This window comes from Acinetobacter wuhouensis, from assembly GCF_001696605.3.
Classification (GTDB): Bacteria; Pseudomonadota; Gammaproteobacteria; order Pseudomonadales; family Moraxellaceae; genus Acinetobacter; species Acinetobacter wuhouensis.
Map to the genome: position 1 here is coordinate 202,546 of NZ_CP031716.1, position 26,774 is coordinate 229,319.

26 protein-coding genes and 6 tRNA genes are annotated in these 26,774 nt (G+C 39.6%); 27 read left to right on the plus strand and 5 right to left on the minus strand.

All coding sequences use genetic code 11. The features are described from left to right. Window positions 1-63: 63 nt before the first annotated feature. Window positions 64-153, minus strand: a tRNA-Ser gene (locus BEN71_RS01615). A gap of 119 nt (window positions 154-272) precedes the next feature. Here BEN71_RS01615 and BEN71_RS01620 point away from each other — a divergent pair. The 3 genes from BEN71_RS01620 (at window position 273) to BEN71_RS01630 (ending at window position 3,906) form a co-directional block, all read left to right on the plus strand. Beyond that, on the plus strand, window positions 273-2,153 hold the full coding sequence (locus tag BEN71_RS01620; RefSeq protein ID WP_068972959.1) for a potassium transporter Kup: 1,881 nt from the start codon (window positions 273-275) through the stop codon (window positions 2,151-2,153). A gap of 369 nt (window positions 2,154-2,522) precedes the next feature. Then, entirely contained in the window at window positions 2,523-3,584 is a 1,062-nt protein-coding gene (locus BEN71_RS01625; protein ID WP_068972958.1) for a DNA/RNA non-specific endonuclease, read from the plus strand. Between the two features lie 76 nt (window positions 3,585-3,660). Beyond that, window positions 3,661-3,906 (plus strand): hypothetical protein, encoded by a 246-nt coding sequence (locus BEN71_RS01630; RefSeq protein ID WP_068972957.1) that lies wholly within the window; start codon window positions 3,661-3,663, stop codon window positions 3,904-3,906. Between the two features lie 131 nt (window positions 3,907-4,037). Here the strand turns inward: BEN71_RS01630 and aqpZ are convergent, their stop codons facing one another. After that, on the minus strand, window positions 4,038-4,730 hold the full coding sequence (aqpZ, locus tag BEN71_RS01635; protein ID WP_068972956.1) for an aquaporin Z: 693 nt from the start codon (window positions 4,728-4,730) through the stop codon (window positions 4,038-4,040). Window positions 4,731-4,990: 260 nt separating this feature from the next. Next, on the minus strand, window positions 4,991-6,010 hold the full coding sequence (locus tag BEN71_RS01640; RefSeq protein WP_068972955.1) for an AraC family transcriptional regulator: 1,020 nt from the start codon (window positions 6,008-6,010) through the stop codon (window positions 4,991-4,993). A 231-nt stretch (window positions 6,011-6,241) separates the two neighbouring features. Between BEN71_RS01640 and BEN71_RS01645 the strand changes: the two genes are divergently transcribed. Next, window positions 6,242-6,862, plus strand: coding sequence for a sterol desaturase family protein (locus BEN71_RS01645; protein ID WP_068972954.1), 621 nt, complete (start codon window positions 6,242-6,244; stop codon window positions 6,860-6,862). A 466-nt stretch (window positions 6,863-7,328) separates the two neighbouring features. Here the strand turns inward: BEN71_RS01645 and BEN71_RS01650 are convergent, their stop codons facing one another. Then, complete coding sequence (locus BEN71_RS01650; RefSeq protein WP_068972953.1) at window positions 7,329-7,598, minus strand: oxidative damage protection protein; 270 nt, start codon at window positions 7,596-7,598, stop codon at window positions 7,329-7,331. Window positions 7,599-7,639: 41 nt separating this feature from the next. After that, on the minus strand, window positions 7,640-9,070 hold the full coding sequence (gene argH / locus BEN71_RS01655) for an argininosuccinate lyase (protein ID WP_068972952.1): 1,431 nt from the start codon (window positions 9,068-9,070) through the stop codon (window positions 7,640-7,642). On the opposite strand from argH, the gene BEN71_RS01660 reads away from it, so the two are divergent. From BEN71_RS01660 to rplK, 23 genes are all read left to right on the plus strand, one after another. Beyond that, window positions 9,061-10,221 (plus strand): sensor histidine kinase, encoded by a 1,161-nt coding sequence (locus tag BEN71_RS01660; protein WP_068972951.1) that lies wholly within the window; start codon window positions 9,061-9,063, stop codon window positions 10,219-10,221. The two genes, argH and BEN71_RS01660, sit on opposite strands and share 10 nt — an antisense overlap. 49 nt (window positions 10,222-10,270) lie before the next feature. Further along, the gene (locus BEN71_RS01665) at window positions 10,271-11,008 is read left to right on the plus strand and encodes a LytR/AlgR family response regulator transcription factor (RefSeq protein WP_068972950.1); all 738 of its coding nucleotides are present in this window, start codon (window positions 10,271-10,273) and stop codon (window positions 11,006-11,008) included. A 107-nt stretch (window positions 11,009-11,115) separates the two neighbouring features. Then, the gene (gene hemC, locus BEN71_RS01670) at window positions 11,116-12,039 is read left to right on the plus strand and encodes a hydroxymethylbilane synthase (protein ID WP_193925004.1); all 924 of its coding nucleotides are present in this window, start codon (window positions 11,116-11,118) and stop codon (window positions 12,037-12,039) included. Window positions 12,040-12,052: 13 nt separating this feature from the next. Next, window positions 12,053-12,832, plus strand: a complete 780-nt coding sequence (locus BEN71_RS01675; protein ID WP_068972948.1) for a uroporphyrinogen-III synthase — start codon at window positions 12,053-12,055, stop codon at window positions 12,830-12,832. Beyond that, the gene (locus BEN71_RS01680; RefSeq protein WP_068972947.1) at window positions 12,829-13,662 is read left to right on the plus strand and encodes a hypothetical protein; all 834 of its coding nucleotides are present in this window, start codon (window positions 12,829-12,831) and stop codon (window positions 13,660-13,662) included. Before BEN71_RS01675 ends, BEN71_RS01680 begins: the two co-directional genes overlap by 4 nt. A 4-nt stretch (window positions 13,663-13,666) precedes the next feature. Then, on the plus strand, window positions 13,667-14,860 hold the full coding sequence (locus BEN71_RS01685) for a hypothetical protein (protein ID WP_068972946.1): 1,194 nt from the start codon (window positions 13,667-13,669) through the stop codon (window positions 14,858-14,860). 7 nt (window positions 14,861-14,867) lie between these two features. Further along, window positions 14,868-15,302: an acyl-CoA thioesterase gene (locus BEN71_RS01690; RefSeq protein WP_068973041.1), complete on the plus strand. Its 435-nt coding sequence runs from the start codon at window positions 14,868-14,870 to the stop codon at window positions 15,300-15,302. Window positions 15,303-15,516: 214 nt separating this feature from the next. Continuing rightward, a complete protein-coding gene (locus BEN71_RS01695) occupies window positions 15,517-15,843 on the plus strand; it encodes an H-NS histone family protein (protein WP_068972945.1) in 327 nt (108 codons plus the stop codon). A 164-nt stretch (window positions 15,844-16,007) separates the two neighbouring features. After that, complete coding sequence (gene gspN / locus BEN71_RS01700; protein WP_068972944.1) at window positions 16,008-16,751, plus strand: type II secretion system protein N; 744 nt, start codon at window positions 16,008-16,010, stop codon at window positions 16,749-16,751. After that, window positions 16,751-17,614, plus strand: a complete 864-nt coding sequence (locus tag BEN71_RS01705; RefSeq protein WP_068972943.1) for a type II secretion system protein N — start codon at window positions 16,751-16,753, stop codon at window positions 17,612-17,614. Before gspN ends, BEN71_RS01705 begins: the two co-directional genes overlap by 1 nt. A 41-nt stretch (window positions 17,615-17,655) precedes the next feature. Further along, the gene (gene gspD, locus BEN71_RS01710) at window positions 17,656-19,929 is read left to right on the plus strand and encodes a type II secretion system secretin GspD (protein WP_068972942.1); all 2,274 of its coding nucleotides are present in this window, start codon (window positions 17,656-17,658) and stop codon (window positions 19,927-19,929) included. Between the two features lie 143 nt (window positions 19,930-20,072). Next, window positions 20,073-20,792: an FHA domain-containing protein gene (locus BEN71_RS01715; protein WP_068972941.1), complete on the plus strand. Its 720-nt coding sequence runs from the start codon at window positions 20,073-20,075 to the stop codon at window positions 20,790-20,792. Between the two features lie 94 nt (window positions 20,793-20,886). Continuing rightward, window positions 20,887-21,555, plus strand: coding sequence for an HAD-IA family hydrolase (locus tag BEN71_RS01720; protein WP_068972940.1), 669 nt, complete (start codon window positions 20,887-20,889; stop codon window positions 21,553-21,555). A gap of 153 nt (window positions 21,556-21,708) precedes the next feature. Continuing rightward, a complete protein-coding gene (gene trpE, locus BEN71_RS01725) occupies window positions 21,709-23,202 on the plus strand; it encodes an anthranilate synthase component I (RefSeq protein WP_068972939.1) in 1,494 nt (497 codons plus the stop codon). 97 nt (window positions 23,203-23,299) lie between these two features. Further along, window positions 23,300-23,375: transfer RNA gene (locus BEN71_RS01730), tRNA-Thr, on the plus strand. A gap of 53 nt (window positions 23,376-23,428) precedes the next feature. Further along, window positions 23,429-23,512: transfer RNA gene (locus tag BEN71_RS01735), tRNA-Tyr, on the plus strand. Between the two features lie 37 nt (window positions 23,513-23,549). After that, window positions 23,550-23,625: transfer RNA gene (locus tag BEN71_RS01740), tRNA-Gly, on the plus strand. A 14-nt stretch (window positions 23,626-23,639) separates the two neighbouring features. Next, window positions 23,640-23,714 (plus strand) — tRNA-Thr (locus tag BEN71_RS01745). Between the two features lie 142 nt (window positions 23,715-23,856). After that, window positions 23,857-25,047: an elongation factor Tu gene (tuf, locus tag BEN71_RS01750; protein ID WP_068972734.1), complete on the plus strand. Its 1,191-nt coding sequence runs from the start codon at window positions 23,857-23,859 to the stop codon at window positions 25,045-25,047. 48 nt (window positions 25,048-25,095) lie between these two features. Continuing rightward, window positions 25,096-25,171: transfer RNA gene (locus tag BEN71_RS01755), tRNA-Trp, on the plus strand. Window positions 25,172-25,245: 74 nt separating this feature from the next. Beyond that, a complete protein-coding gene (gene secE, locus BEN71_RS01760; RefSeq protein WP_068973912.1) occupies window positions 25,246-25,686 on the plus strand; it encodes a preprotein translocase subunit SecE in 441 nt (146 codons plus the stop codon). Between the two features lie 7 nt (window positions 25,687-25,693). Beyond that, a complete protein-coding gene (nusG, locus tag BEN71_RS01765; RefSeq protein WP_004718486.1) occupies window positions 25,694-26,227 on the plus strand; it encodes a transcription termination/antitermination protein NusG in 534 nt (177 codons plus the stop codon). Window positions 26,228-26,344: 117 nt separating this feature from the next. Continuing rightward, window positions 26,345-26,773: a 50S ribosomal protein L11 gene (rplK, locus tag BEN71_RS01770; RefSeq protein WP_004868049.1), complete on the plus strand. Its 429-nt coding sequence runs from the start codon at window positions 26,345-26,347 to the stop codon at window positions 26,771-26,773. Window position 26,774 lies beyond the last annotated feature (1 nt).

Sequence of the window (26,774 nt, forward strand, 5' to 3'; positions counted from 1 at the left end):
AAGGCTTAAACCCTTTAGATTTAAGCCTTTCGTACTACGGTACAGTCCCGTAGAAAACAATCTTGGCGGTGAGAGAGGGATTCGAACCCTCGAAACGCGCAAACGTTTACACACTTTCCAGGCGTGCTCCTTCAGCCACTCGGACACCTCACCAAGGCGTGGGATGATAACCAAAAAAAGGATTTATGCCAAGCAACAATTGATTTAAAGCAAATTTTTTTTTTCGGTGATATGATTCGCCAAAATAATGTCTAATATTTGAAGACGAATTTATGCAAAGTACTGCAAAAAAAGCTGCGCTTCCTGCGATTACGCTCGCAGCACTCGGGGTTGTATTTGGAGATATTGGTACAAGTCCATTGTACGCACTTCGACAATGCTTCCTCGCCGCACATATTGCCATAACAGAAGCGACAGTACTCGGAGTGCTGTCGCTCATTTTTTGGTGCATGATGCTGACGATTAGCTTCAAATACGTCACCATGATCATGCGTGCAGATAACAATGGTGAAGGTGGGATCATGTCATTGCTGGCATTGAACCTCCGTTCAACACGAATAGCAGACAATAAAAAAATATTCCTGATCGCCATTGGTTTCATAGGTGCATCATTATTCTTTGGTGACGGAATCATTACCCCAGCGATTTCAGTTCTTTCGGCAATTGAAGGTCTCAGCATTGCCACGCCGATGTTTAATAAATGGATCGTACCCTTAGCCATTGGAATACTTACAGCATTATTCCTCGTACAACGTCATGGAACAGGAACAATGGGGAAACTCTTTGGTCCAATTACGTTAACGTGGTTTATTTCAATTGGTTTGATTGGTATTCATAGTATTAGCCAGACCCCTTATATCTTGATGATGCTGAGTCCCCATTGGGCGATTAACTTTATTTTTCATCAACCATTGGTTGCCTTTTTGACCATGGGGGCGGTGATTCTAACAGTCACAGGTGGGGAAGCACTCTATGCAGATATGGGACATTTTGGACGACCGCCAATCCGTCTGGCTTGGTTCACCATCGTATTGCCAAGTTTGGTTTTAAACTATGCGGGGCAGGGTGCTTTACTACTTCGCAACCCAAATGCCATCGAAAACCCATTCTTTTTATTGGTTCCACAATGGGCGCTGTATCCTGTGATTGCATTGGCAACTATGGCTGCGGTGATTGCTTCGCAAGCGGTGATTTCAGGCGTATTTTCAATGGCGAATCAAGCCATTCAATTACGCTATTTACCACGCTTAACAGTGCATCATACTTCTGATGTGGAGCAAGGGCAGATCTATATCCCGTTTATTAACTGGATCTTGTATGTTTCGATTCTACTGTTGATTTTGATTTTCCAAAACAGTGCTAATCTTGCCAATGCTTATGGTGTTGCTGTAACCATGACTATGCTTTGTGACACGATTTTGATTGCTTTTTTGGCATATGGTTTCTGGCGTTGGCCAAAATGGAAATTGGCACTTTTCGCGATTCCGTTCTTATTCATCGACTTGGTATTTATTGCATCTACATCGCTTAAAATTTTCTCGGGTGGTTGGGTACCAATGTTGATTGGTGGCATCGCATTTACGGTGCTGATGACATGGCGTACTGGGCGAGAGATAGTATCCAATCGTTTGGAAAAAGATGCGTTGCCGTTGGATTTATTTATTAAGAGTGTCAGTTTGAGTGATGAAACTCAATTCGTTCCAGGACAAGCGATATTCTTAACAGGTAATTCAAATATTGTACCGCATGCTATGTTGCATAATATTAAACATAACAAGGTTTTGCATGAGCGTAACATTCTGGTGACGGTGGTGACCCGTGATGTTCCTTATGTGTCGGATCAAGAACGTATACGGGTTGAAATTCTAGACAATCGCTTCCAACGTGTCTTTGTTTATTATGGCTTTAAAGATCAGCCTGATATTCCAAATGCCTTAGAACTGGCATATAAACAGCTCGATGTTGAATTTGACATGATGCATATCAGCTTCTTTATTTCCCGAGATCGCTTGATTCATACCGTTGGTGATGGCATGGCGCCGTGGCGTGAAAAACTGTTTATATCGATGCAACGCAATACCAGTCCCGTCAGTGATTTCTACCAAATTCCACCAAATCGTGTGGTGGAAATGGGGAGTCAGATTGAAATTTAAGATGTGAATATGTGAAAAAGCCAGAATTGATTCTGGCTTTTTTATGTCTGTTGGAAATGTTCAGTGTAAAAACATGTTTAGAACGACGAAATGTGTCGTACATGGGTCGAGATGCTTTATTTTAAATGACATAATCAAGGATGTTCTGACAAGGGATATTTTGAAAATTGCCATTCTATTCTGAATAAATAAGGTTTTATGCCTAAATTTGAGCTGTAGTGTTGTTTTACTACACAGAAGTTGTCGAAGCTTTATTCAGTTGAATATTCACACAATATCTTTCAAGGTGTTCGCTTGTTAAGCTGTTTATATTCAAAAATGATTTTGAATACTTATTTGTTGTACTGCATGGTTTGATGTAGCTTGGGAATGTCTTCGTTGAAAAATTCAATCGTTAAAATAGTATTAGGTGTGGTAGCTACAGGTAGCTTTGCGATTGCATTTGGACAAGAAAAAATATCTCAACTAATCCCTTTTACACAAGGTAGCAGCAATAACTCGGAATGTTTAAATCAGTTCTATCGTGATGAACCCCCAATACTCACTAAAGACAGTTTAAAGAAAAATAGTTATCCGTTGTGCTTCAATGGTTTTAATGTGATGTACTCAGGCGTTTCAAAAACACCTTTGTGGACTGCAGAATATTTATCGCCAAGTCGTTTAAGTCAAAAAATCAAACGTGAAGACAATTTTCATGAGGAAGGGCGTGTAAGTTCAAATCATCGTGCATTGTTATCTGACTATCGTGGTTCAGGTTATGACCGTGGGCACATGTCACCCAATGCAGATATGTCAAATACAGCATCACAGTTTGATAGTTTTTCTTTAGCCAATATGGTGCCGCAAGCGCCCAAAAATAATCAACAAGTATGGCGTGAATTAGAAGAAGCCACTCGGGCAATGGTGACTAAACAGAAAAAAGACGTTTATGTCGTTACTGGCCCTGTATTTTCAGGGAAAAAGTTAAAAACTATTGGTAATGGTGTGATTGTTCCAACAGCTGTATTTAAAGCGATCTATATTCCTAAACATGGCATTATCGGGGCGTACTATGCACCGAATGACAATTCATTAAAGGTAAAAGTCGTCAGCGTTTGTTATTTAGAAGAACAGCTGGGAATCAATTTATTTCCACAGCTGACCGAGGAGCAAAAGCGTAATACCTATAAATTGCCTTTAACTGCCAATCAAGTTAAAGCGAATAAAGATATTGAATATGCACATTGGGATGCAGAAAGCCAATGTGCTGAAACTGTGCCTACTGCACAAATTAAGGCACTACAAAAGCAATTCCAACCCGATGGAAAGGGAAATGCTTCATCATCGACAACGGGTTTGCAAATTCCGAAAGTAGATGAAGAAACCAAAGATGCTTTAGTTAAACAATTGGTCGAGGCATTATTACAATATATTTTACAATTTTTGAAATAAATACAGTGGATGACGTGCAGTATATTTCAACAAAGGATTTATACTGTCCCAATATAGAAAAATCGAGATAATTAAAATGTTTAAACCATTTGAAAATGGAACAGAGTCACATTCGATTCATGATTTAACTTTAGAAAATCAGTTAGACTGTGTCAGTATTTATGGGAATTTACAGATCAGTAAAGACCAACAAGGATTGAAGTCAGCCAAGGCATTGCAAGCTTATTTAAATGACATCGTTGCACATCTAGAGAAGCAATCGAATTTACCTGAACAGATTGAACGCCAAACTGAAGGTGAAATAGAGAATCCTTTTCTGTAGCATTTCATTGTTCTTCAAGATGCAAATGATCGTATGTGGTTGATGTTAAATCGTTCACGCTTTAGATTTTCTATAAAAAACCTGCCGAAGCAGGTTTTTGATTTTGTAAATAAATGTTTGTTTATCAACAATTAATTTTGTGATTCACCACCAACAATTTTGTAGATCACAGCACCAATCACAGCACCTACAATCGGTGCGACCCAGAAAAGCCACAATTGTCCCAATGCTGCCGTTTCAGCAAATATTGCAACAGCAGTACTTCGTGCAGGATTTACAGATGTATTGGTGACAGGAATACTAATCAAATGAATCAGTGTAAGTGCTAGACCAATTGCGATCGGTGCAAAGCCTGCAGGAGCACGCTTATCCGTTGAACCTAAAATTACAATCAAAAATATAGCCGTCAGTACAATTTCAATAATGAGCGCGGAAACAAGTGAATATTTTCCTGGTGATAAATCACCATAACCATTGGTAGCGAATCCCCCTGTACCTGTAAATCCAGCTTGCCCTTGAACAATCAAATACAAAATAAAGGCAGCAACAATACCTCCGACAACTTGTGCAATGATATAAGGGGCAAGATCTTTGGCGTCAAAGCGACCACCAACCCATAATCCTACACTTACCGCGGGATTAAAGTGCCCACCTGAAATATGTCCAAAAGCATACGCACCTGTGAGTACAGTTAAACCAAATGCTAAAGCAACTCCAGCAAAACCAATGCCGAGTTCAGGGAATGCGGCAGCTAAGACTGCGCTACCACATCCACCAAAAACAAGCCAAAAAGTTCCGAGAAATTCTGCTAAATATCTATTCATGAGTATTCCTATTTTTTTTATTGCGGAATGAAGCTGTGCCACATTTAAATTGGCGTCAGCCGTGAGAGTTTGTGAATCTTTATTCTGGCGCCTAAATAATAAGCTAAAATAGAAAAATAAAACTAGAAAACTATTTCTGTTACACAAAAAACTATTGAATTAGTTCACTAAAATAGAGATGACATAGTCCATACATTGATTGCTATCATTCAGAGTCTGTATGAACTGATGAGCTTTTGCTGATATTTTAGTATTTCATTTTATGCCTTAATTTCGGCATTTCGATGCTGTATTCGCCATTGTTGTGGGGTCATTCCAGTCCACTGTTTAAATGCACGCTGAAAGGCGCTTTGTTCTGAATAACTCAGTAATAAAGCAATTTCATGCAGACCAAGGAATGGATCTTGCAAATATTGAAGCGCGAGAATCTTTCTGATTTCTTGGACGCGCTGTTGATAGGTTGTACCTTGGTTTTGTAAATGGCGTTGAAGCTGTCTTACAGACATATTGAGCTGTTGTGCAATATGCTCAATTTGATAATGGTTTTTCTGCAGACCTAATAAGATATATTGCTGTAATCGTTGATCTAATTGTGTTGAATTTGGCAAATCATCCAATAAAGCTTGTGCTTGCTGCATTAATAGTTTTTGTAGAGTTTGATCACCTTGATTGAGTGGGGTGTTTAATGCTTGAAGAGGAAAGACCAATTCAGGATTGGCTTGTTTAAACAGCACAGGGCATTGGAAAAAATCTTCATAAATTGCCACATTGCTAGGCTTTTCATGGGTGAAATTGATTTGATGAATTTTGGTGTGGTGTGAAGATAAAAAATGTCTTAAAAATTGCACCATGATGGCAATCGCAATTTCATCCGTGATTTGTGTTGTTAAGTGAGATGGCAAAGTATCCCAGCGAATAATAATATTATCGTTATCAAAGGGTTCAACTTTGAGTGGGCTTCCATCATAAACCAAGCGGTGAAAGTCAAAATAGCGCGTTAATGCCTCACCCATGGTGTCACAAGATTGGGCGATATACGCAATAATACCAATATGCTTGGGCTGCAAATGTTTTGCAATTTCTACACCTAAAGCAGGGCTTTGTACTTGCGTTTGAATATCATCTAAAAGTTCACGCCATAGATTAAAGTCAAAACGTTCTTGTGTTTGAACTTGACGTAATTTCTCTGAAATATTTAGATGATTCGCTTCGGCGTATGCGAGTAATAATTGTCCGAGTCCACCATAGACTGAGCCTACATAATCCTTGAGTAGTTGCATATGTATCGTCTTTTTTATTACAAAAATATTATTTTAAAAACGAGCTTATTCTAATCAGAATTAAGTAAGACAAACAAGTTAAAACTGTTCGCTGACGTATTGAAAATGAGTTGAGACGAAGTACGAGATTGGAAAATATGTCGTAATTTGTCAATGCAAAAGACTTTTCTTGTCAATATTAAATGATTATTACGCTTTATATTAAAAATATGAGAAGAATAGGAGAGAGCCATGCTAAAAGGCTTTGTTGTAGGATTAGTTGTTGCAAATGGTTTTGAATGGGTTGCACATAAGTTCATTTTACATGGAGCTCATCGTAAAGGTCAGCCTCGTTATAGCCCCGTGCCGGACAGTATGAAATCTCATTGGGAGCATCATAGAGAGGTACGTAAGCAAGGTTTTCATGACGATGGTTATGTTGAAGGGATCTCAAACTGGCGTACAAAAAATGAAATCGTTTCCTTGGCGGTCGTTGCAAGTGCGGCGAGTCTAATTTTTTATCCGATTTCAAAAGGTATGGTGGCAGCATCTTTATATAGTGCATGTAATTATTACTATATTCACCGTCGTGCACATTTAGAGCCAGATTGGGCGAAGAAAAAAATTCCTTGGCATTATGACCATCATATGAATTCTAACCAAGATGCGAACTGGTGTGTGACAAAACCATGGTTTGATTATTTGATGGGAACACGTGTGGTTTCATCAGCAGATTTAAAAGAACAGAATCCTTTGGGTGTGGCATTGCCTGAACCTGTTGCACGATGGTTATCTGCCAAAGTGGAACAGTTCTTTCCTGCAAAATGGGTGGAAAAAGCACCGAAAGTGTTTCGGAAAAGCTGTGGTTTCTGAAGTTTATAGGAGTCTCCAAGACTCCTTTTTTTATGGCTGTAGAAAAGTGAAAGTAAAAAAATCCCCAAATGTATGGAGATTTTTGTGATAAAAGCGTATGGGGAACTTTGAGGTTTGTCTTCTTTCGGAATATATTCCTCAGGGCAGAGCAATGTTCTAGACAAAAGAAAAGCCCCAATTCAGGAGCTTTTCAAATGTTTGCCTACGCGTTTCGCTTGTCTTGCAGAAAAATAAGGCAAAAAAGAATTTCTAGATGTATGGAGATTCTTTTCAATTAAAGCCTACGCACATCTTCGATGTTTGTCTTGCGTAAAAAGAAAGCGTTGCTTTCTAAATTACACCCGAAGCATAGCTTCGGGTCTTGCGCAAGGGCGGAGCAGTGCTCCGCTTATCCTTTGCACTCAGGCATAGCCTTCGCCTTCTTGCGGAATATATTCCTCAGGGTGGAGCGTTGCTCCACTGATCCTCACTCAGGCTTTAGTCCTTCAGCTTTTTCCAACGACTCATCATTATTGAAGAATTTTTCACGTTGTTCTTCAAGGAACTTCTTCGCATCAGGTTCAAACACATTTAAACGTTTTTCATTGATCAACGTGGTTTGGTGTTTGAGCCATTCTTGCCAAGCTTGCTTAGAGATCGTGTCAAATAATTCTTGACCTTTTGCACCAGGGAAAGGTGCAAAGTCTAAAGCATCCATTTCTTTTTGATATTTACGGCAAAAAACTTGTCGAGACATATCAATACTCCAAATTTAATCTGATAATTAAACTTAAAAAATTAAGCGTAAAGTTTTTCTAAGCGTACATAAGCACGTTGAATTGCAGCTTCAACTTGAGCAGGTGCAGTACCACCGATATGGTTACGTGCATTCACTGATGCTTCTAAAGTCAGTGCTTTTTCAAACACATCTGCTTGAATCAAGTCAGAGAACTGTTGAAGTTGCTCAAGTGTGAGTTCAGATAAATCTTTCGATTCTTCAACACCTAAAGCAACCGCTTTACCGACGATTTCATGTGCATCACGGAACGCCACACCATTTTTAACAAGGTAATCTGCTAAATCTGTTGCTGTAGAAAAGCCACGAAGTGCAGCTTCACGCATGATTTCAATATTTGGAACCAATGCAGGAATCATATCTGCAAATGCCATGAGTGAACCACGAACGGTATCAATCGCATCAAACAAAGGTTCTTTGTCTTCTTGGTTGTCTTTGTTGTATGCCAACGGTTGACCTTTCATGAGTGTTAATAAACTCATTAAGTCACCATAGACACGACCTGTTTTACCACGGATCAACTCAGGAACATCTGGGTTTTTCTTCTGTGGCATGATCGAAGAACCTGTGCAGAAACGGTCAGGAATATTCACAAATTTAAATTGTGCAGAAGTCCATAGAATCATTTCTTCTGACATACGTGATAAATGCATCATGATCAAAGATGCAGCAGCATTAAACTCAATCCCGAAGTCACGGTCAGAAACAGCGTCAAGTGAGTTTTCAGCAACAGCTTCAAAACCTAACAATTCTGCAGTATAGGCGCGGTCAATTGGATAGGTTGTTCCTGCAAGTGCAGCAGAACCTAAAGGCATGCGGTTGACACGTTTACGACAGTCGATTAGGCGTTCCGAGTCACGCACCAACATTTCAAACCACGCCATTAAGTGGTGACCAAAAGTCACAGGCTGTGCGGTTTGTAAATGGGTAAAACCTGGCATGATGGTATTGGTATTTTTGGCAGCAAGACCCAAAATACCTTTTTGTAATTTTTCCAATAATTTTAAAATGGCATCAATTTCATCACGCACATATAAACGGATGTCTGTTGCCACTTGGTCGTTACGGCTACGACCTGTATGTAATTTCTTACCTGTAATACCGATACGCTGAGTGAGGCGTGATTCGATGTTCATGTGTACATCTTCTAAGTCGATGCGCCACTCGAAGTTACCCGCTTCAATTTCAGCTTTAATTGTGTTCAAACCGTTGGTGATGTCATCACGTTCTTGTTCAGTCAAGACCCCAACTTTTGCTAACATGGTTGCATGTGCAATAGAGCCTGCAATATCTTGTTTATAAAAGCGTTGGTCAAATTGAACAGATGCAGTAAATTCAGCAACAAAGGCATCAGTAGCTTCGGAGAAACGACCGCCCCACATGCCTGAAGTTTGGGCTTGTGACGGATTAGAGGAATTAGAAGATGTGGTCATATCGGCTCAATAAGAAAAAAAGCAGTAAAACTGAAGCTAGTATAGCAAATTCAGTCTCTCTTGCCGAAAGAAAGCGTAATCATTCGTCAATAAAATCGAGAACACATTTTCATCAATCTTATTTTTTTAGCAAAATGGGACATGGGCAATATTTATTGGAACTGTTTATAGCCAGTAATGTATTGGCATTTTTATTGGCATTGGCAGAGGCACAATCTTGGTCGAATCTTAATTTTGGACACGTTTTAGCTTATATTTTATATATTAATTGGATATTACTGGCATTTGCTGCTTTTCAAGATATCTTCCAAAAACGCCTCTCAGAATATAGCTATTTTTCAGCAGCGATATTTAGTTTTATTTTGCTACAAACGATCGTGTTTTGTACCAGTGTTGTTTTAAATCTTCTTGGATTTATCGGTTCACATATTTCATTACAAAATATAAGCGTCGATCAACTCTTTCATAATGTGATCCTACATTTGAGTTATGGGGTGTTATTGGGCGCATTTTGTTTGCGTTATATGTATATTCGAGAGCAATCTGTTTTACAACAAAACAGCGAGTTGAATGCACGGGTTCAAGCGATGCAGGCACGGATTCACCCTCATTTTTTATTTAATAGTTTAAATAGTGTGGTGAGTTTAATTGCCATAGATCCAGATAAAGCTGAACAAATGCTGATTGATTTATCAAAGTTATTTAGAGCAAGCTTACAAGAATTAAAACTGGTGACTTTAAAAGAAGAAGTGGAACTGTCTAAGCAATATATTGCAATTGAACAAATTCGTTTAGGAGAACGATTAAAAGTGGAGTGGAATATTCCGCATCCAGAACTATTAGGGCAAGTTAAAATACCTTTACTCACTTTGCAGCCACTTATTGAAAATAGTATTTTTCATGGTGTTGAGAAAAAGATCATCGACGCTAAAATTGGAATACTGGTTGAAATATTGCAAAATCAAGTCAATATAGTCATTACTAACCCATTTTTACAAGATAGAATAAAAGTTAGAGAAGGGCATGGAATTGCTTTAGAAAATGTAAAACAGCGTTTAAAAGCACATTTTGGTGATTCTGTTTATTTTCGAAATTATGCGGGAAATGGATTATTTACTACTGTTATTCAATATCAGTATAAAAATAGATGACTGAGAAATTTATTAAAATAAGTATTAGGGATTTGGGCAAGGAGGTGTAATGGACATCCTGATTTGTGATGATGAACCACTTGCGGTGGAACGGCTATCACGATTGGTGGCGCAATTGGGGCATCAGGTTGTAGCGACAGCACAACATGGCAAACAAGCTTTGGAAATGGTTCAGCAGTTTGAGCCAGATGTAGTCTTGTTAGATATTCAAATGCCAGAAATGGATGGCTTGACTTGTGCACAGCATTTGGCACATTTTAATCCCATGCCTGCTATTATTTTTTGTACAGCGTTTGATGAGCACGCTTTACAAGCAATTCAGTCTCAAGCAAAAGGATATTTGTTGAAGCCAATTGCAAAAGCTGAGTTAGAAACAGTTTTGGAGAATGTGACCAAACTGACGCAAGCTCAATTAACTAACTTAGAACAAAAAGAACTCATGGAAGAAAAAGTGCAAAGACAGCAAATTGCTGCAAAAACCTATCGAGGTTTGGAGTTGATTCCTGTTGAAAATATTTATTATTTTTTGGCAGATCAAAAATATGTCACGGTACGTCATAAAAATGGCAGTGTATTGATAGATGAAACATTAAAGGATTTGGAAACGGAATTTTCTGATCGCTTTATTCGAATTCATCGCAATGCGCTCATTTCATTGGACTATTTGGATGGTCTGGAAATGGTTGCGTCAGGGCAGTATCAAGCACGTTGTCGTGAACTCGAAGAGCGACTTGCTGTGAGTCGTCGTCATTTACCATTGCTAAGAGAGCGCATGCAAAATTTATAATTTTGTAGGAAATTAACGTTTGCCTTTAAATCATTTGATAATTTACTTGCAATTTTATGATTGCAGGGTAAGTTTAGGGTGTTTAAAAATTTGGCTAAGCTGACATGATCAAAACCTTGAAAATAGCAACTCGTCAAAGCCCGCTTGCAATGTGGCAAGCTGAGCATATTCGTGACCGACTAGAGCAACTACACACGCATGTAAAAGTGGAGTTGGTAACTTTCGTGACTCAAGGCGACAAAATTTTAGATACGCCTTTGGCGAAAATCGGTGGTAAAGGTTTATTTGTTAAAGAACTAGAAGCAGCTTTGCTTGATGGTCGTGCCGATTTAGCGGTTCATTCGATGAAAGATGTACCGATGCAACTACCAGAAGGTTTAGAGCTTGCTGTGATTTGCGAGCGTGAAGATCCTTTCGATGCTTTCGTGTCTAATCAATATGAAAAGTTTGAAGATTTGCCACAAGGTGCAAAATTGGGAACTTCAAGCTTACGCCGTAAAAGTCAGATTTTAAAACAGCGTCCTGATCTTGATGTGATTGATTTACGTGGCAATGTGGGGACACGTTTATCAAAACTTGATGCGGGGCAGTACGATGCCATTATTCTTGCCAGTGCAGGTCTAAAGCGTTTAGAACTTTCAGAGCGTATTCGTCACACTTTACCAGCAGAAGTGAGCTTACCTGCGGTCGGTCAAGGTGCTTTGGGTTTAGAGTGTCGTGCAAATGATCAGGAAATTTTAGATTTGATCTTACCTTTGATGCATGCTGAAACAAATGCATGTGTTCGTGCAGAACGCGCATTTAATGCTTATTTGGAAGGTGGTTGTCAGGTCCCTATCGCTGGCTTTGCAACATTAGATCATGAAACATTATCAGTGGAAGGTCGTGTCGGTAGTCCCGATGGACAAACGCTTTTGCGTAGCCAAGTGACTGGTACAGTTGATCAAGCTGAGCAATTGGGTGTGCAATTGGCACAAAATTTACTTGAACTCGGTGCTGGAGAACTTCTCAAAGCACTTTATCAAGATTGATTGTTTAACCACAATGTTATTTATCAATACCCGTCCAGTTGATCGTGCTCAAGCATTGACGCAATGTTTGAGCAAAGCGGGTTTTGATGTGGTTGATCTTCCATTATTGGTATTAACACCCCGTCCTTATGCTGTCGAATTAGAACAACTTTATTTACAACTTCTCGAAACTCAAGTGATCGTTGTGGTGAGTCCGACTGCTGTAGAGCTTGGCATGCAGTATTTGGAAAAAGCGGGGCTTTCTCTTGAGCAAATTCGACATATTCACTGGATTGCAGTGGGAAAAAGGACGGCTCAGGTCTTAAGTCGGTTTGGTATAGTCGCTGACGTCCCTGAAGTTGAAACCTCAGAAGGTATGCTGAGTCTACCTATTTTTAATACATTCACAGGTTTAAAAAAAATTGCTTTTTGGCGAGGTGAGGGTGGGCGTCAGTTTATGATGCAACAATGCCAAGCTCGCCAAATTCAAGTGTTAAACTTTGTTTTGTATGAGCGTCATTGCCCCGAACAAACACCGCAATTATTCTCTGATTTTTTTGATCAAGTTGATCAACCAAAACCATATTGGAACTGTATAAGCAGTGAAGCAAGCTGGCGTAATTGGTTGGCGTTAACTCAGACTCATGCCAGTATAGTCAATGATTGCCATTATTTAGTTTTGGGTGAGCGTTTGTATCAATTATTGCAACATGATAAAAATGTCACTCAAAAGTGTTTTAATATTACTCAGGTTCAAGATTTAGAGCCAAATACAATTCTACAAAGTATCATGCAGTTGCAAAGGAAGTTATGAAGAAGTTTATCTATATCTTATTGTTGATCGCTTTAGGATGGCTCATTAAATTGAGTTATGACTTCTATCATGTTTCGCAACAGCTCACAGAGATTCAGCAAAGTTTGCATAAAAGTGAGCAAAAAAATGCCAGTTTGAATGATCAATTGGTTGCTGTTCAACGTCAAAGTGATGAGCCTATAAAAAAAGAAACAGCTCAAAAAGTCGTATCAGCACCTGAACAAATTGTGGGTATTAGCCCGAGTGTGGTGATTAAACAAAAATTAGAATTGGTACAGTTTGCTCTACAGCAACAGCAATTTGTTTATGCAATTGAGCATTTAACTGAGCTGAATCAATCCTTGGATCATTACGCTTTAGCGGATGCAGTGCAGCAAAGTCTACACCAAGCCATTGCACAAGATATGCAAAGCATTCAGCAGTTTGTGATTGATCGCAATGCGCAACAAGATCAATTAAATATCCTCATCAAACAAATTGACCAAAGTTTGCAAAAAGAGTTAAAGAATAATCAACTTAGTGTGCCTCAAGACCATCCAAAGCATTTTTGGGAGAAGTGGCTTAGTGTTGATATTGTTGAGCCAGATTCAGCAGCTTTGGCAAATCGCAAATTTATTTTAAAAGAAGCACAGCTTAGATTATTACTTGCACAACAGCTTTTGAGCAAAGGGCAAAGCACTGAATATCAAGAGATGTTGAATCAAGTTGTGCAATTATTAGATACCTTACCTGATGCGACGAGTCAGAAACTGAAGCAACAGATTTTAAAGCTTAAGCAGATTACACAAGCACCTATACCCAAGCTCAGTAGCTTGGCTGTTTTGGGGTAGTTGAATGAAGCATATATTTTTAATCTATGCCCTGATTAGCCTGATTATTTTTGCTGTTCTCAGTGTGTTGAGTTATAGCGCAGGCGCAGGCTATGTTTATGTGCTATGGCATAATATTCAGATCCAAACCAATCTATGGGTGTTGTTGTTTTTTGGTGTGTGGGTAAGTTTTTTCATGCACCTTGCATGGTATTTGATAAAACGTTATTTAAATCGTGAAAAAAGAAAATTAGAACAGATTTTAAGTTTTAATAATTTACATCCCTTTGAAAAATTAGGGGTATTGTGGTTGTTGGATGGCGAAGAAGAGCAAGAACAGGTCATTCGTAATATCTTTGATCAATCTGGTTTGCTCAAATCAATTATTCACGCACAGTTATTATTCAAAAAAGCTCAGTGTGTTGAAGCATTACAGATACTGGAGAATAGTCCACCTTCAGCATTTGAACTTGCAGAAATTTTGCGAATTGAAATTTATTTAGCACAGCAAGATCAACAACAAGCTTTGACTCATTTAGAGTTTCTAAATGGACATGATTTATCACCTTGGTTAGGTGAACTCGCAGAAAGTTATAAATTGCGTCTACAAAAGTTATGGGGGCAATTTGCAATTCAATTTCCATGGCAATACTTACATGGCACTCAGTTTGGTCAACTGGAAATAGCAACAAAGCAACAATGGCTCATGCAACTTTTGGGTTGTTATGATCAAGCAAGTTTCGAAGACTTGGAATTGTTACAGCAAAAATTCTTTGAAATACAACCACAATTAGATCAAATGCCTTATGAAACTAAGATTTTATGGTTAAAACTCATTATGCGTTTGCCGGAATTGGCACAGCAACAGCAACAACTGGCGATTCAAATACTCGATGAAAAATTTGATCAAGATGTCTTTTATTTGTGGTTCCAACATCAACTTTTGCGTCAAAACCCTGATTATGAGCAATTAGAGCAACAAATTATAAAACTAGAAACCAAGTATATGAATATTCCTGTATTTAGTTTTGCAATGTGGCATATATATACAGCGACACAACGAGATAATGAAGCAGATCAACTTTTAACATTATATCCAAATGATGTTTTGATGAACTATTTGAGAATTAAAGCGACATTGAATGGTAATGAGGCATTAATTCAGCAATTGAATTCAATTTTTGAAAAAGACAGCAATTATATTCAATTTAAAATCTGAGAAAATTATGAACAATGATTTAGTGAAATTCCCTGTAGTTTATGAGCAAAAAGTCGCTTGGGGAGATATGGATGCTTTTGGTCATGTAAATAACGTGATGTATTATCGCTATATCGAAAGTGCACGTATCGCATATTTTGATCGCCTAAATGTATTTGAACAAGATGTTTTAACCGTTGTATCTTCGAGTCAGTGTAAATATTTAAAGCCTGTATTTTATCCCGATGTATTAGAAGTTGGTGCACGTATTGAAGAAATGCGCAATAGCGCGATTCGAATGTATTATGTTTTATTTAGTCAACAACAACAGCAGATCGTTGCTGAAGGCGATGCTGTGATTGTATTTGTTGATAAAGATGAAATGAAAAAAACTTTGATTCCTGAGCATTTACGTAAAGTTATTATTGATTTAGAAGCGACCGTAGAAAATAGCCTTGCTTAATGGGAGTGAAAACTGAAATATATTTTAAATAGCGAAGTGTAGCTAAATCACATATATATTATTTAAGGTGATATATAATGATTTAGCTAATAATCTATTTTTTGTTTTTTTATGTATTAATAAGTAAAGCTATCTATTGCTAATTGAGTTAAATAAAAATACTCTTGCTGAGAAATTATTTTAAATAATTATTATGAATTTAAGTGGAGAGTTAATGATGCCTGATATTAGTAATTTATCGGTCGAAGAGTTAAGGAAATTAACAGCTGAAGCAGAAGCATTAATTGAATCTAAAAAAGATCAAGCTGTTGAAGACGCATATAATCAAATTATTAAAATTGCAGAGTCTGCTGGTTTGACTTTAGAGCAGTTCATTGAGTATGGCTCGCAAAAACGCAAAAAAACGACGCGTAAAGTTGTAGAGCCACGTTACCGTAATAAAAATAACGCTGCAGATACTTGGACGGGTCGTGGTAAACAACCACGCTGGTTAGTTGCAGAAATTGAAAAAGGTGCAAAATTAGAAGATTTCTTGATCTAATCTTCATCGAAGTGTCATTCAAGACCCATAAAATGAAAGAACCAAGCAAAACAGCTTGGTTTTTTTATAAGAGTGAATTGGCGATGTGAAAAAATTATGCATAATGTATAGAGAAAGAGGGCATCATCTCGCACGGAAGAATAAATGAATTATGGTAAAGCTGGATGAATAAAAAATCAAAACAGATCACTTGGTGGATTACTGGGGTTATCACTTTTTTAATTTTTGTACTTTTACAAGTCCCTGCAACATGGCTAATTTCTAAATTTTATAAAAATAATCAGACATTACAGAATGTCAGTGGCAATATTTGGCAGGGTCAAGCAGATTGGCATAAAGGTAATTTACGAGGTTCAGTCACTTGGCGTACACGTCCTTGGGATTTGCTTTTACTACGTGTCGGTGCCAATGTTGAAGTACATAGCGGTCAAACTCAACTGAATGGGGTAGTTGGTTATGGCTTTGGGAAAAAGATTATTATCAATAAGATGCAGGGGCAAATTGCACCAGAGACATTAAAAAATGTTGCCAATTGGCAGTGGCCAGCCAATTCAATTCAAATTTCAGATATGACACTTCGATTTAAAAAAGATACAGGCTTTAGTGATACTGAAGGTAAATTACAATGGGGTGGTGGTGAACTTCGTTATACCTTTGGGCAACGTCAAGATCAGATGAATATCCCATCCTTGAATGGTCAGCTCAAAGATGAAGCAGGTAAATTGATTTTTGATATTCAAGATCAACGTAGTCAGAAGATGGCAAATATTAGCCTAGATCCGAGCATGATGCTTGATGTGCAGTTAACACAGCGCATGTTATTGAATGTACCATCTTATGATGGGAAAGCAGGACTAGACACTTACGTGATCAGTACTAGACAACCCCTGATTCAAGGTGGTTTCTAATGAATTTAAGACAACAATTTGAAAATATCTCGTGGAAGAAAACGGATCAACTTGCTCCAGTTGTATTATTCATATTAATTTTGGCGCTGTGTTGGAAGTTGGCATCTATTTTCTGGTGGGTGGTTGCCCCGCCACAAGTGATGCAGCCTGAACAAGTGAGTTTGGGGTCACAACAAGTTCAGGTGCCGAATATTTCAGGATTTTCATTGTTTAATGAAGTGGGTTCTAATGCTGCGGCTGATGACAGTATTCCGATGCAGTTGCAAGGTGTTATGGTTGCTTATCCTTCGCGCGCTTCTTCGGCAGTGATTAAAGTTAAAGAGGTTGCAGACCGTTATGCGGTGGGGGATACGCTTGAGGGAACAAGTTATCAACTGTCAGAAGTCTATTGGGATCATGTTGTTTTAAGTCAGAATGGTAATAACTCTAAGGAATTACGTTTTAATAAATTAGATAGTTTGTATCAACCCATACCGCAGAATGCCGATGGACAGAATCAAAACTCATCTATGCCTTCACCATCCAGTAATCCTGAATCAACGCCACAAGTACCGCAAAATTCGAGTCAAAATGCTTTAGGGCAGGCCATTGATCGAATGAATGAAAATAGGGAACAATACCTAAAGAACATGGGGGTAAGCACCAGTGGCGGTCAAGGCTACGAAGTGACAGATCAAACCCCCGCAGCGCTTCGGAATAAATTGGGGCTTCGCTCAGGCGATCGTATTCTTTCGCTGAATGGTCAGGCTGTTGGGCAAGGACAGAGTGATGTTCAACTCTTAGAACAAGCCAAACGTGAAGGCAAAGTTAAAATTGAAATTAAGCGTGGTGATCAGGTGATGACCATACAGCAAAGTTTGTAAGTGGCTAGGACTACAAATAAAATTAGGATAGATAATAAGTTATGGCTTTTTTGAATCACAATCGACCACTTTGGGCTTTAGTCGCTGCTACACCGATGATGATGGCGGTGAGCACTGCATCACATGCACAAACGTGGAAAATCAACTTACGCGATGCTGATCTCACTGCTTTTATTAATGAAGTTGCAGACATTACAGGTAAAAACTTTGCGGTTGATCCACGTGTACGTGGCAACGTTACGGTTATTTCAAATAAACCGCTTAATAAAAATGAAGTTTATGATTTGTTCTTAGGGGTTTTAAATGTCAATGGTGTGGTGGCTGTGCCATCAGGGAATACCATTCGCCTTGTACCTGACAGCAATGTGAAAAACTCAGGTGTGCCATACGATCCACGTAATAATGCACGAGGTGATCAAGTCGTCACTCGTGTGATTTGGTTGGAAAATACCAATCCAAATGATTTGATTCCTGCTTTACGTCCCTTGATGCCACAATTTGCACACCTTGCTGCAATCCAAGGGACAAATGCTTTAATTGTGTCTGATCGTGCTGCCAATATTTATCAGCTTGAAACTATTATCCGTAATTTAGATGGTACAGGTCAGAATGATATTGAAGCTGTGCCATTACAACAAAGCCAAGCTGAAGAGATTATTAAACAGCTTGAAGCAATGAGTGCGACAGGGGCTTCAAAAGATTATGCAGGTGCACGAGTGCGTATCGTTGCGGATGCACGTACCAATCGTATTCTCATCAAAGGTGATACGGGTTCTCGTAAGCGCATTCGTAACATGATTGAAATGTTGGATGTGCCATCGGCAGATCGTTTGGGTGGATTAAAAGTATTTAAACTTAAATATGCCAGTGCGAAAAACTTATCTGAAATTTTACAAGGCTTGGTTACAGGACAAGCGGTGAATTCAAGTGCTAATAATTCATCGAATAGTTCATCAAGCAATAGCTCAAGTAGCCTCAATAATTTTAATAACTCAAATAATTCAAATAACAGCAGTTCATCAAGTTCAGGCAGTAGTATTTCAACACCAGGTATTAATCTTGGTGGAAACTCAAATAACAACAATCAAAACAATGTCTCTAGTTTTAATGCTAACGGGGTCAGCATTATTGCGGACAGTACTCAGAATGCATTGATCGTCAAAGCTGAGCCACAGTTGATGCGAGAAATTGACGCAGCAGTTCAGCAATTAGACATCCGTCGTCAACAAGTGTTGATTGAAGCCACCATTATTGAAGTTGAAGGAAATGATGCAGATCAACTCGGTGTGCAATGGGCAATGGGTGATTTAAGTAGTGGTGTCGGCTTGATGAGTTTTGATAATGTCGGGTCAAGTTTGGCGAGTATCGCAGCAGGCTATTTAACAGGCGGTGCAGCAGGTGCGGCATCTAAATTAACACCTTCAGGAACTTCACTGGTTTTAGGTGATTATAAAGAAGGTGCAAATGGTTCAAGACGCTTGTATGGTGCTTTGATTCAAGCACTCAAAGAACGTACTAAGTCGAATCTATTGTCTACACCGTCGATTTTGACGATGGACAATGAAGAAGCCTATATCGTGGTGGGTCAGAACGTTCCTTTTGTTACGGGTTCAGTCAGTACGGGCACAGGTGGGACGGTTAATCCTTATACCTCGATTGAGCGTAAAGATGTCGGTGTGACCTTAAAAGTTGTTCCACATATTGGTGAGGGTGGTTCGATTCGTCTAGAAGTGGAACAAGAAGTTTCTGCGGTAACTGACAATAAGGGGCAGGCGCAGGATTTAGTCACTAAAAAACGTTCGATTAAAACATCGGTGTTGGCTGATCATGGGCAGACTGTGGTCTTAGGTGGATTGATTTCAGATGATTCTGAGCATACGCGCCAGTCAGTACCATTATTGGGTGATATTCCAGGTCTTGGTCGCTTATTTAGAGCTGATGGAAAGTCGAACAAAAAGCGCAATTTACTTGTATTTATTCACCCAACGATTGTAGCAGATAACAACGAAATGCGTCGTCTTTCACAGGGACGTTATGATCAATTGTATAGCTTGCAATTGGCACTTGATAAAGAGGGTAACTTTGCCAAACTTCCAGCTAGTGTCGATGATGTATTCCAACAGCGTTTACCAATCGAAACCCCTAAAAGTTCACAAGCAATTATTCAAACACCCGCGCAACCTGCACAGCAACCAAGCCAGTATCAGAAAGTACCATCAGGTGGTGTGACAAAATCAACACCTCAAGGGGCTATCACCACACCTGTTGCTGAAGAACCGAGCAATATTATTAGGCAACAATCAAAAGGTTCATAATGGGCTTAACTCTCAAGCGGTGTAGCTTTTTACTATTTACAAATAAAGCTCCAGACTATGTGATGCGTATTATTTGACCCTAGACAGTGGACGGATGAATGCGTCGTGCTAAACTAGAAATGAATTGGAAATGAGAAAATATCATGACTTGGAAACTACAAGCGATTACAGGTGAACTTGAAGGGCAGGAAGTTACGGTTGACCGTGATATGTTGGTTGGACGTCACCAAGATGCCGATCTTCAATTACAAGCTGCTGAAATTTCACGTCGTCATGCTGCATTTTTGCTTAAAGACAAGGCGCTTTGGGTTCAAGATTTAAAATCATCCAATGGTACTTTTGTGAACGATATTCGTATCGATCAAGATAAGCTGTTGATGGATGGTGATATTGTTCAATTTGCCAGTATTAAATTTAGTGTGCTTGCTCCTGCAAAACCTGTTGAAAATATTGTAGGAACAGAAGTACCAGAGATTGAAGTCGAGCCAGTTTCGACACCAATTGAACAGTCAATTCAACAGCCGTCAGAAGCGATTGCAACCGCTGAGGTTCAACAAGCACCTGTTGAAAAAACACCTGCTCAACAAATGAATGAGCAAGGTATGCCAGAACTTTCTGCACGTGATGCTAATGTGCAAGTTTCAAAAGACGGAATGCCAACAGGTATGGGGGTGCCAAAACCAGCACCAATCCCTGCGAATGTTGATATTCATGCTGCGCCAGTACCAGAAGCATGTGATATTAAAACTTCAGATGAATGTGCAAAAGAAGAAGTGACTACCCAAAAAAATGCAATGTTGGGTTTATATACCATTATTGCCTTGGTTATTTTGGCAATTATTGCATGGCTATTCTTTAAATAAGTTTTGAATGCGATACACTCAAGGCATGCAATCGCATGCCTTTGTTGTCTGTACTTTGATTTTTTTGAATGTGAATAAATACGGGGTGTAAATCATGAATGTAGCAAAATTGGCCCAACGCGACTTAATTTTATTTGATTTGGATGGAACATTGGTCGATTCTGCTTTTGATTTATATCGTGCGATGAATTTGAGTCTAGCGCGTTTAGATTTACCTTTGGTCACAGAAGCACAAGTGCGTGTTTGGATTGGTAAAGGCACCTCATTATTTTGTGAAAGTACCTTGAAGTATTTAAAAGGTGAGGTTGATCCAGTTTTACATCAACAGCTCTTAGATACTTTTTTAGAAATTTACAATGCTGAACCTTGTGTAGATACCCGTCCATTTGATGGGATTTTAGAATTCTTGGATTGGGGAATTCAAAATAATAAAAAATTAATCTGTGTGACCAATAAGCCAGAACAGCCTGCTCGAAAAATTCTAGAAGTTTTAAACATGGATCACTATTTTGTCGATGTGATTGGTGGTGATCGTTTTGAAAAGCGTAAACCTGACCCGATTCAGTTGAACTATTGTGTAGAGCATTATCAATCGAGCAAAGAAAAAACCCTCATGGTGGGTGATTCAAGTAATGATGTTGAGGCAGCGCGCCGTGCAGAGGTTGATTGTATTGTGGTCAGCTATGGTTATAATCATGGTGAAGACATTCATTTATGCCAACCGCAGCAAGTGGTCGATAATTTGACTGAACTTTTGGCTTGAATTGGCTGTGTAAATTGATTTTTGAATTAAGTTTTTAAATAAGTTGTGAGAAAAGGAAAGAGGAATGAACAGCAAAACTGCTTTTCGATGGCGTCACTAAGTTAGATCTATCGCAATCAAACTTAGTAATATCGAAAATAGAGAGAATTCCTCATGACAACTTTAGCGCAATTTGAACAATTAAAATCTGCTGGCTATAACTTAATTCCAGTCTATCGCCAGCGATTGGCAGATACAGATACACCATTATCTGTATTTGCACGATTGAAAGAACATCAACAAGCTTATTTATTTGAATCAGTTGAAGGTGGGGAAAATTGGGCGCGCTATTCTATTATTGGATTGGGCGAATCAACGGTTTTCTCGTGTAATGCTGGGCAGCTTACCATTCAATCACCAGATGGACAGGTTGCAACACAGGATTGTAGTGACCCATTTCAGTTCATTCGTGATTTCCAAGCGCAGTTTAAAGTACCTACACAAGCAGATTTACCAGCATTACCAAGCTTTACAGGTGGTTTGGTGGGCTACTTTGGTTATGACTCGGTACGTTATATCGAGCCACGTCTAAAAAATGTGCCTGAAGCTGATCCTGTGGGCTTACCAGATTTATGGATGATGCTGTCTAAAACAGTAATCGTTTTTGATAATTTAAAAGATACGCTATTTCTTATCGTGCATGCGGATATTCAAGATTCAGATGCTTATGCAAAAGCACAGCAACAATTAGATCAAATTGAAGCCCTGTTGGCGACTCCAATCAGCTTGGTGGCACAGAAGCATACAGCGCCACATTTTGAATCTTTGACAGGTAAAGAAAATTACCTTGCCTCAATTGAAACGGTGAAAGAATACATTCGTGCGGGCGATGTGATGCAAGTCGTGCCAGGGCATCGTATGGTATCTGATTTTGATGGTGAGCCATTACAGGTCTATCGTGCCTTACGCCACCTCAATCCATCGCCTTATTTATTCTTGGTGCAAGGTCAAACCATTTCAGATCAGAAACCTTTCCATATTGTAGGCTCATCACCAGAGATTCTTTCCCGTCTGGAAAATGGTATTGCAACTGTGCGTCCGCTTGCAGGCACGCGCCCGCGTGGGAAAACCAAAGAAGAAGATTTAGCACTTGAAAAAGATTTGCTTTCTGATGAAAAAGAAATTGCAGAGCATTTAATGTTGATTGACTTAGGTCGAAATGATGTCGGTCGCATCTCAAAAATTGGTAAAGTTCAAGTGACTGATCAAATGGTGATCGAACGTTATTCGCATGTCATGCATATTGTGTCCAATGTGCAAGGTGAAGTGCGTGATGATGTCGATGCTTTGGATGTTTTTAAAGCAACATTCCCAGCAGGAACACTTTCTGGCGCACCTAAAATCCGTGCGATGGAAATTATTGACGAAGTCGAGCCTGTAAAACGTGGAATCTTTGGAGGTGCTGTCGGTTATTTAGGCTGGCATGGTGAAATGGACATGTCGATTGCGATTCGTACCTGTGTCATTCGTGAAAATAAAGTCTATGTACAGGCTGGTGCAGGGCTTGTTGCTGACTCAAATCCTGAATCAGAGTGGAATGAAACCCAAATAAAAGCTCGCGCAGTGATCAAAGCGGTTGAATTATCGTCAAACGGATTGATTTTATGAGTTTTTGACAGTTTTTTTAAAAAAAACACTTGCAAGGATTCTGAGTTTTGCTAAACTGCACACCGTTCCGATACGAAACGTACGAAACAAAAGAAACGCCGGCATAGCTCAGTTGGTAGAGCAACTGACTTGTAATCAGTAGGTCCACAGTTCGAATCCGTGTGCCGGCACCATCTTAAAGTTTCAAGCGTGTAGTAAAAGAACAACACTGAAAGTAAGTGTAAATGGTGAGATTCCCGAGCGGTCAAAGGGAGCAGACTGTAACTCTGCCACGAAAGTTTCGAAGGTTCGAATCCTTCTCTCACCACCATTACTTCACTTCGATAAGTGGTAATTACCAACATTAAGCGGGAGTAGCTCAGTTGGTAGAGCGGTAGCCTTCCAAGCTACATGTCGCGAGTTCGACCCTCGTCTCCCGCTCCATCGAAGATGATTTTGCTCTTATAGCTCAGTGGTAGAGCACTCCCTTGGTAAGGGAGAGGTCTCGAGTTCAAATCTCGATAAGAGCTCCAGATTACAGTTTAGCGATTATTCGCAGAAGATTCCAAAAGCAGGCTTATTAGTCTGCTTTTCAAGTATTAGGTGTCTAGTTTTTTAGACGACTGTCGATGCTGAGTTGTTTAACTCGTGTTCGACATAAACGAGGAAGAACAAATGGCTAAGGCTAAGTTTGAACGTAATAAACCACACGTAAACGTGGGTACAATTGGTCACGTCGACCATGGTAAAACAACTTTAACAGCTGCGATTGCAACTGTATGTGCAAAAACTTTTGGTGGCGAAGCGAAAGACTACGCTGCAATTGACTCTGCACCTGAAGAAAAAGCACGTGGTATTACAATTAATACTTCTCACGTAGAGTACGATTCTCCAATCCGTCACTACGCTCACGTAGACTGCCCAGGACACGCCGATTATGTTAAAAACATGATCACTGGTGCTGCTCAGATGGATGGTGCAATCCTTGTTTGTTCAGCGACTGATGGTCCTATGCCACAAACTCGTGAACACATCCTTCTTTCTCGCCAAGTAGGTGTTCCTTACATTCTTGTTTTCTTAAACAAATGTGACATCGTTGATGACGAAGAGTTAATCGAATTAGTAGAAATGGAAGTTCGTGAACTTCTTTCTACTTATAACTTCCCTGGTGATGACACTCCAGTAATCCGTGGTTCAGCTCTTGCTGCACTTAACGGTGAAGACAACCAGTACGGTGTTCCAGCTGTTCTTGCTCTTGTTGAAGCGCTTGACACTTACATCCCAGAACCAGAACGTGCGATCGATAAAGCATTCTTGATGCCAATCGAAGACGTATTCTCTATCTCTGGTCGTGGTACAGTTGTAACAGGTCGTGTTGAAGCTGGTATCGTAAAAGTTGGTGAAGAAGTTGAAATCGTTGGTATTAAAGATACAGTTAAAACAACTGTAACTGGCGTAGAAATGTTCCGTAAACTTCTTGACGAAGGTCGTGCGGGCGAGAACTGTGGTGTTCTTCTACGTGGTACTAAACGTGAAGACGTTCAACGTGGTCAAGTACTTGCTAAACCAGGTACAATCAAGCCACACACTAAATTCGACGCAGAAGTATACGTACTTTCTAAAGAAGAAGGTGGTCGTCATACTCCATTCCTTAACGGTTACCGTCCACAGTTCTATTTCCGTACAACTGACGTAACTGGCGCTATCGCTCTTCAAGACGGCGTAGAAATGGTTATGCCTGGTGACAACGTAGAAATGTCAGTAGAATTAATCCACCCAATCGCAATGGACCCAGGTCTACGTTTTGCGATCCGTGAAGGTGGTCGTACAGTTGGTGCTGGTGTAGTTGCTAAAGTAACTGCATAATTACATAATGAAATTTGAACCGAGAGTTTAGACTCTCGGTTTATTTATAGGTCAGTAGTTCAATTGGTAGAGCGTCGGTCTCCAAAACCGAATGTTGGCGGTTCGATCCCGTCCTGACCTGCCAGTTTTTAAATAAAAAACTTGATGTCGGCTAAACTGGTCATATAATAAGTCGCGAAACCTACGACGAGTACAAAAATGTCGAATGATAAATCACGTGACGCAAATGGCGGCGCGGCAATTCCTCAAAGCAACAATTCAGCTGAAATGGTGAAGTCAGGTTCTCCATTTGATTTTATTTTGTGGATCATTGCATTGGCTCTATTGGGCGGTGCGTTGATGACAAATCAATATCTTCCAGCATATTGGGCACCAGCAAATAATGTGTGGGTGCGCGTTGGGGTAATTTTAGCTTGTATCATCGTAGCTTTAGGTTTATTATACGCCACCCATCAAGGCAAAGGCTTTGTTCGTTTGCTCAAAGATTCGCGCATCGAATTGCGTCGAGTGACTTGGCCGACGAAGCATGAAACAGTAACCACTTCATGGCAGGTTCTGCTCGTTGTTGTAGTTGCCGCAATTATTTTGTGGTGTTTTGACTATATCATCGGTTGGTTTATGAAGTTTATTATCGGGTAAGAGAGCTATGAAACGTTGGTACATTATTCATGCCTATTCAGGCTATGAAAAACAAGTGATGCGTTCACTTAATGATCGAATCCAGCGTAGCGCTGTTGCTGATAGTTTTGGTGAAGTCCTTGTTCCTACCGAAGAAGTGGTAGAAATGAAGGATGGTAAGAAACGTAAGTCAGAGCGTAAATTCTTTCCAGGCTATGTATTGGTCGAAATGGAAATGAATGATGAAACTTGGCACATTGTTAAAGAATGTCCGAAAGTTTTAGGTTTTATTGGCGGTACGGCTGAAAAACCTGCACCAATTACGCAAAAAGAAGCTGATGCGATTCTTGCACGTGTACACAATAAAGGTGAAGCACCTCGTCCTAAGACGATGTTCGAGCCGGGTGAAGAATTATTGGTTACGGATGGTCCATTCACAGACTTTAAAGGTGTGGTGGAAGAAGTTCAGTACGAAAAATCGCGTTTAACGTTGACGATTAACGTATTTAACCGTCCAACGCAGGTTGAATTGGAATTTCGCCAAGTCGAAAAAACAATTTAATCTAAATCGTTTTAAAGCGCCCGATTTGTTATGGATCGGGCATTGTTGTTGTAACGGTATCGTTACTTAAAAACTTGGGGAGCTCTAAAAGGCGTTTGTACCCAGAGGTAATTTGAAATGGCTAAGAAGATTGACGGCTATATCAAGCTGCAAGTTCCAGCTGGTAAAGCGAATCCATCTCCACCGATTGGTCCTGCACTAGGTCAACGTGGTGTTAACATCATGGCATTCTGTAAAGAATTCAATGCTGCTACACAAAAAGTTGAAGCTGGTCTTCCAATTCCTGTAGTGATTACTGTGTACAACGATAAGTCGTTCACATTCATCATGAAAACTCCACCTGCTGCGATTCTTCTTAAGAAAGCTGCTGGTATCCAAAAGGGTTCAGCTGTACCTAACAAAACTAAAGTTGGTAAGTTGACTCGTGCTCAATTGGAAGAAATTGCGACTACTAAAGAACCAGATTTAACTGGTGCTGATTTAGACGCACGTGTACGTACCATTGCTGGTTCTGCGCGTTCTATGGGCTTGGAAGTGGAGCTATAAG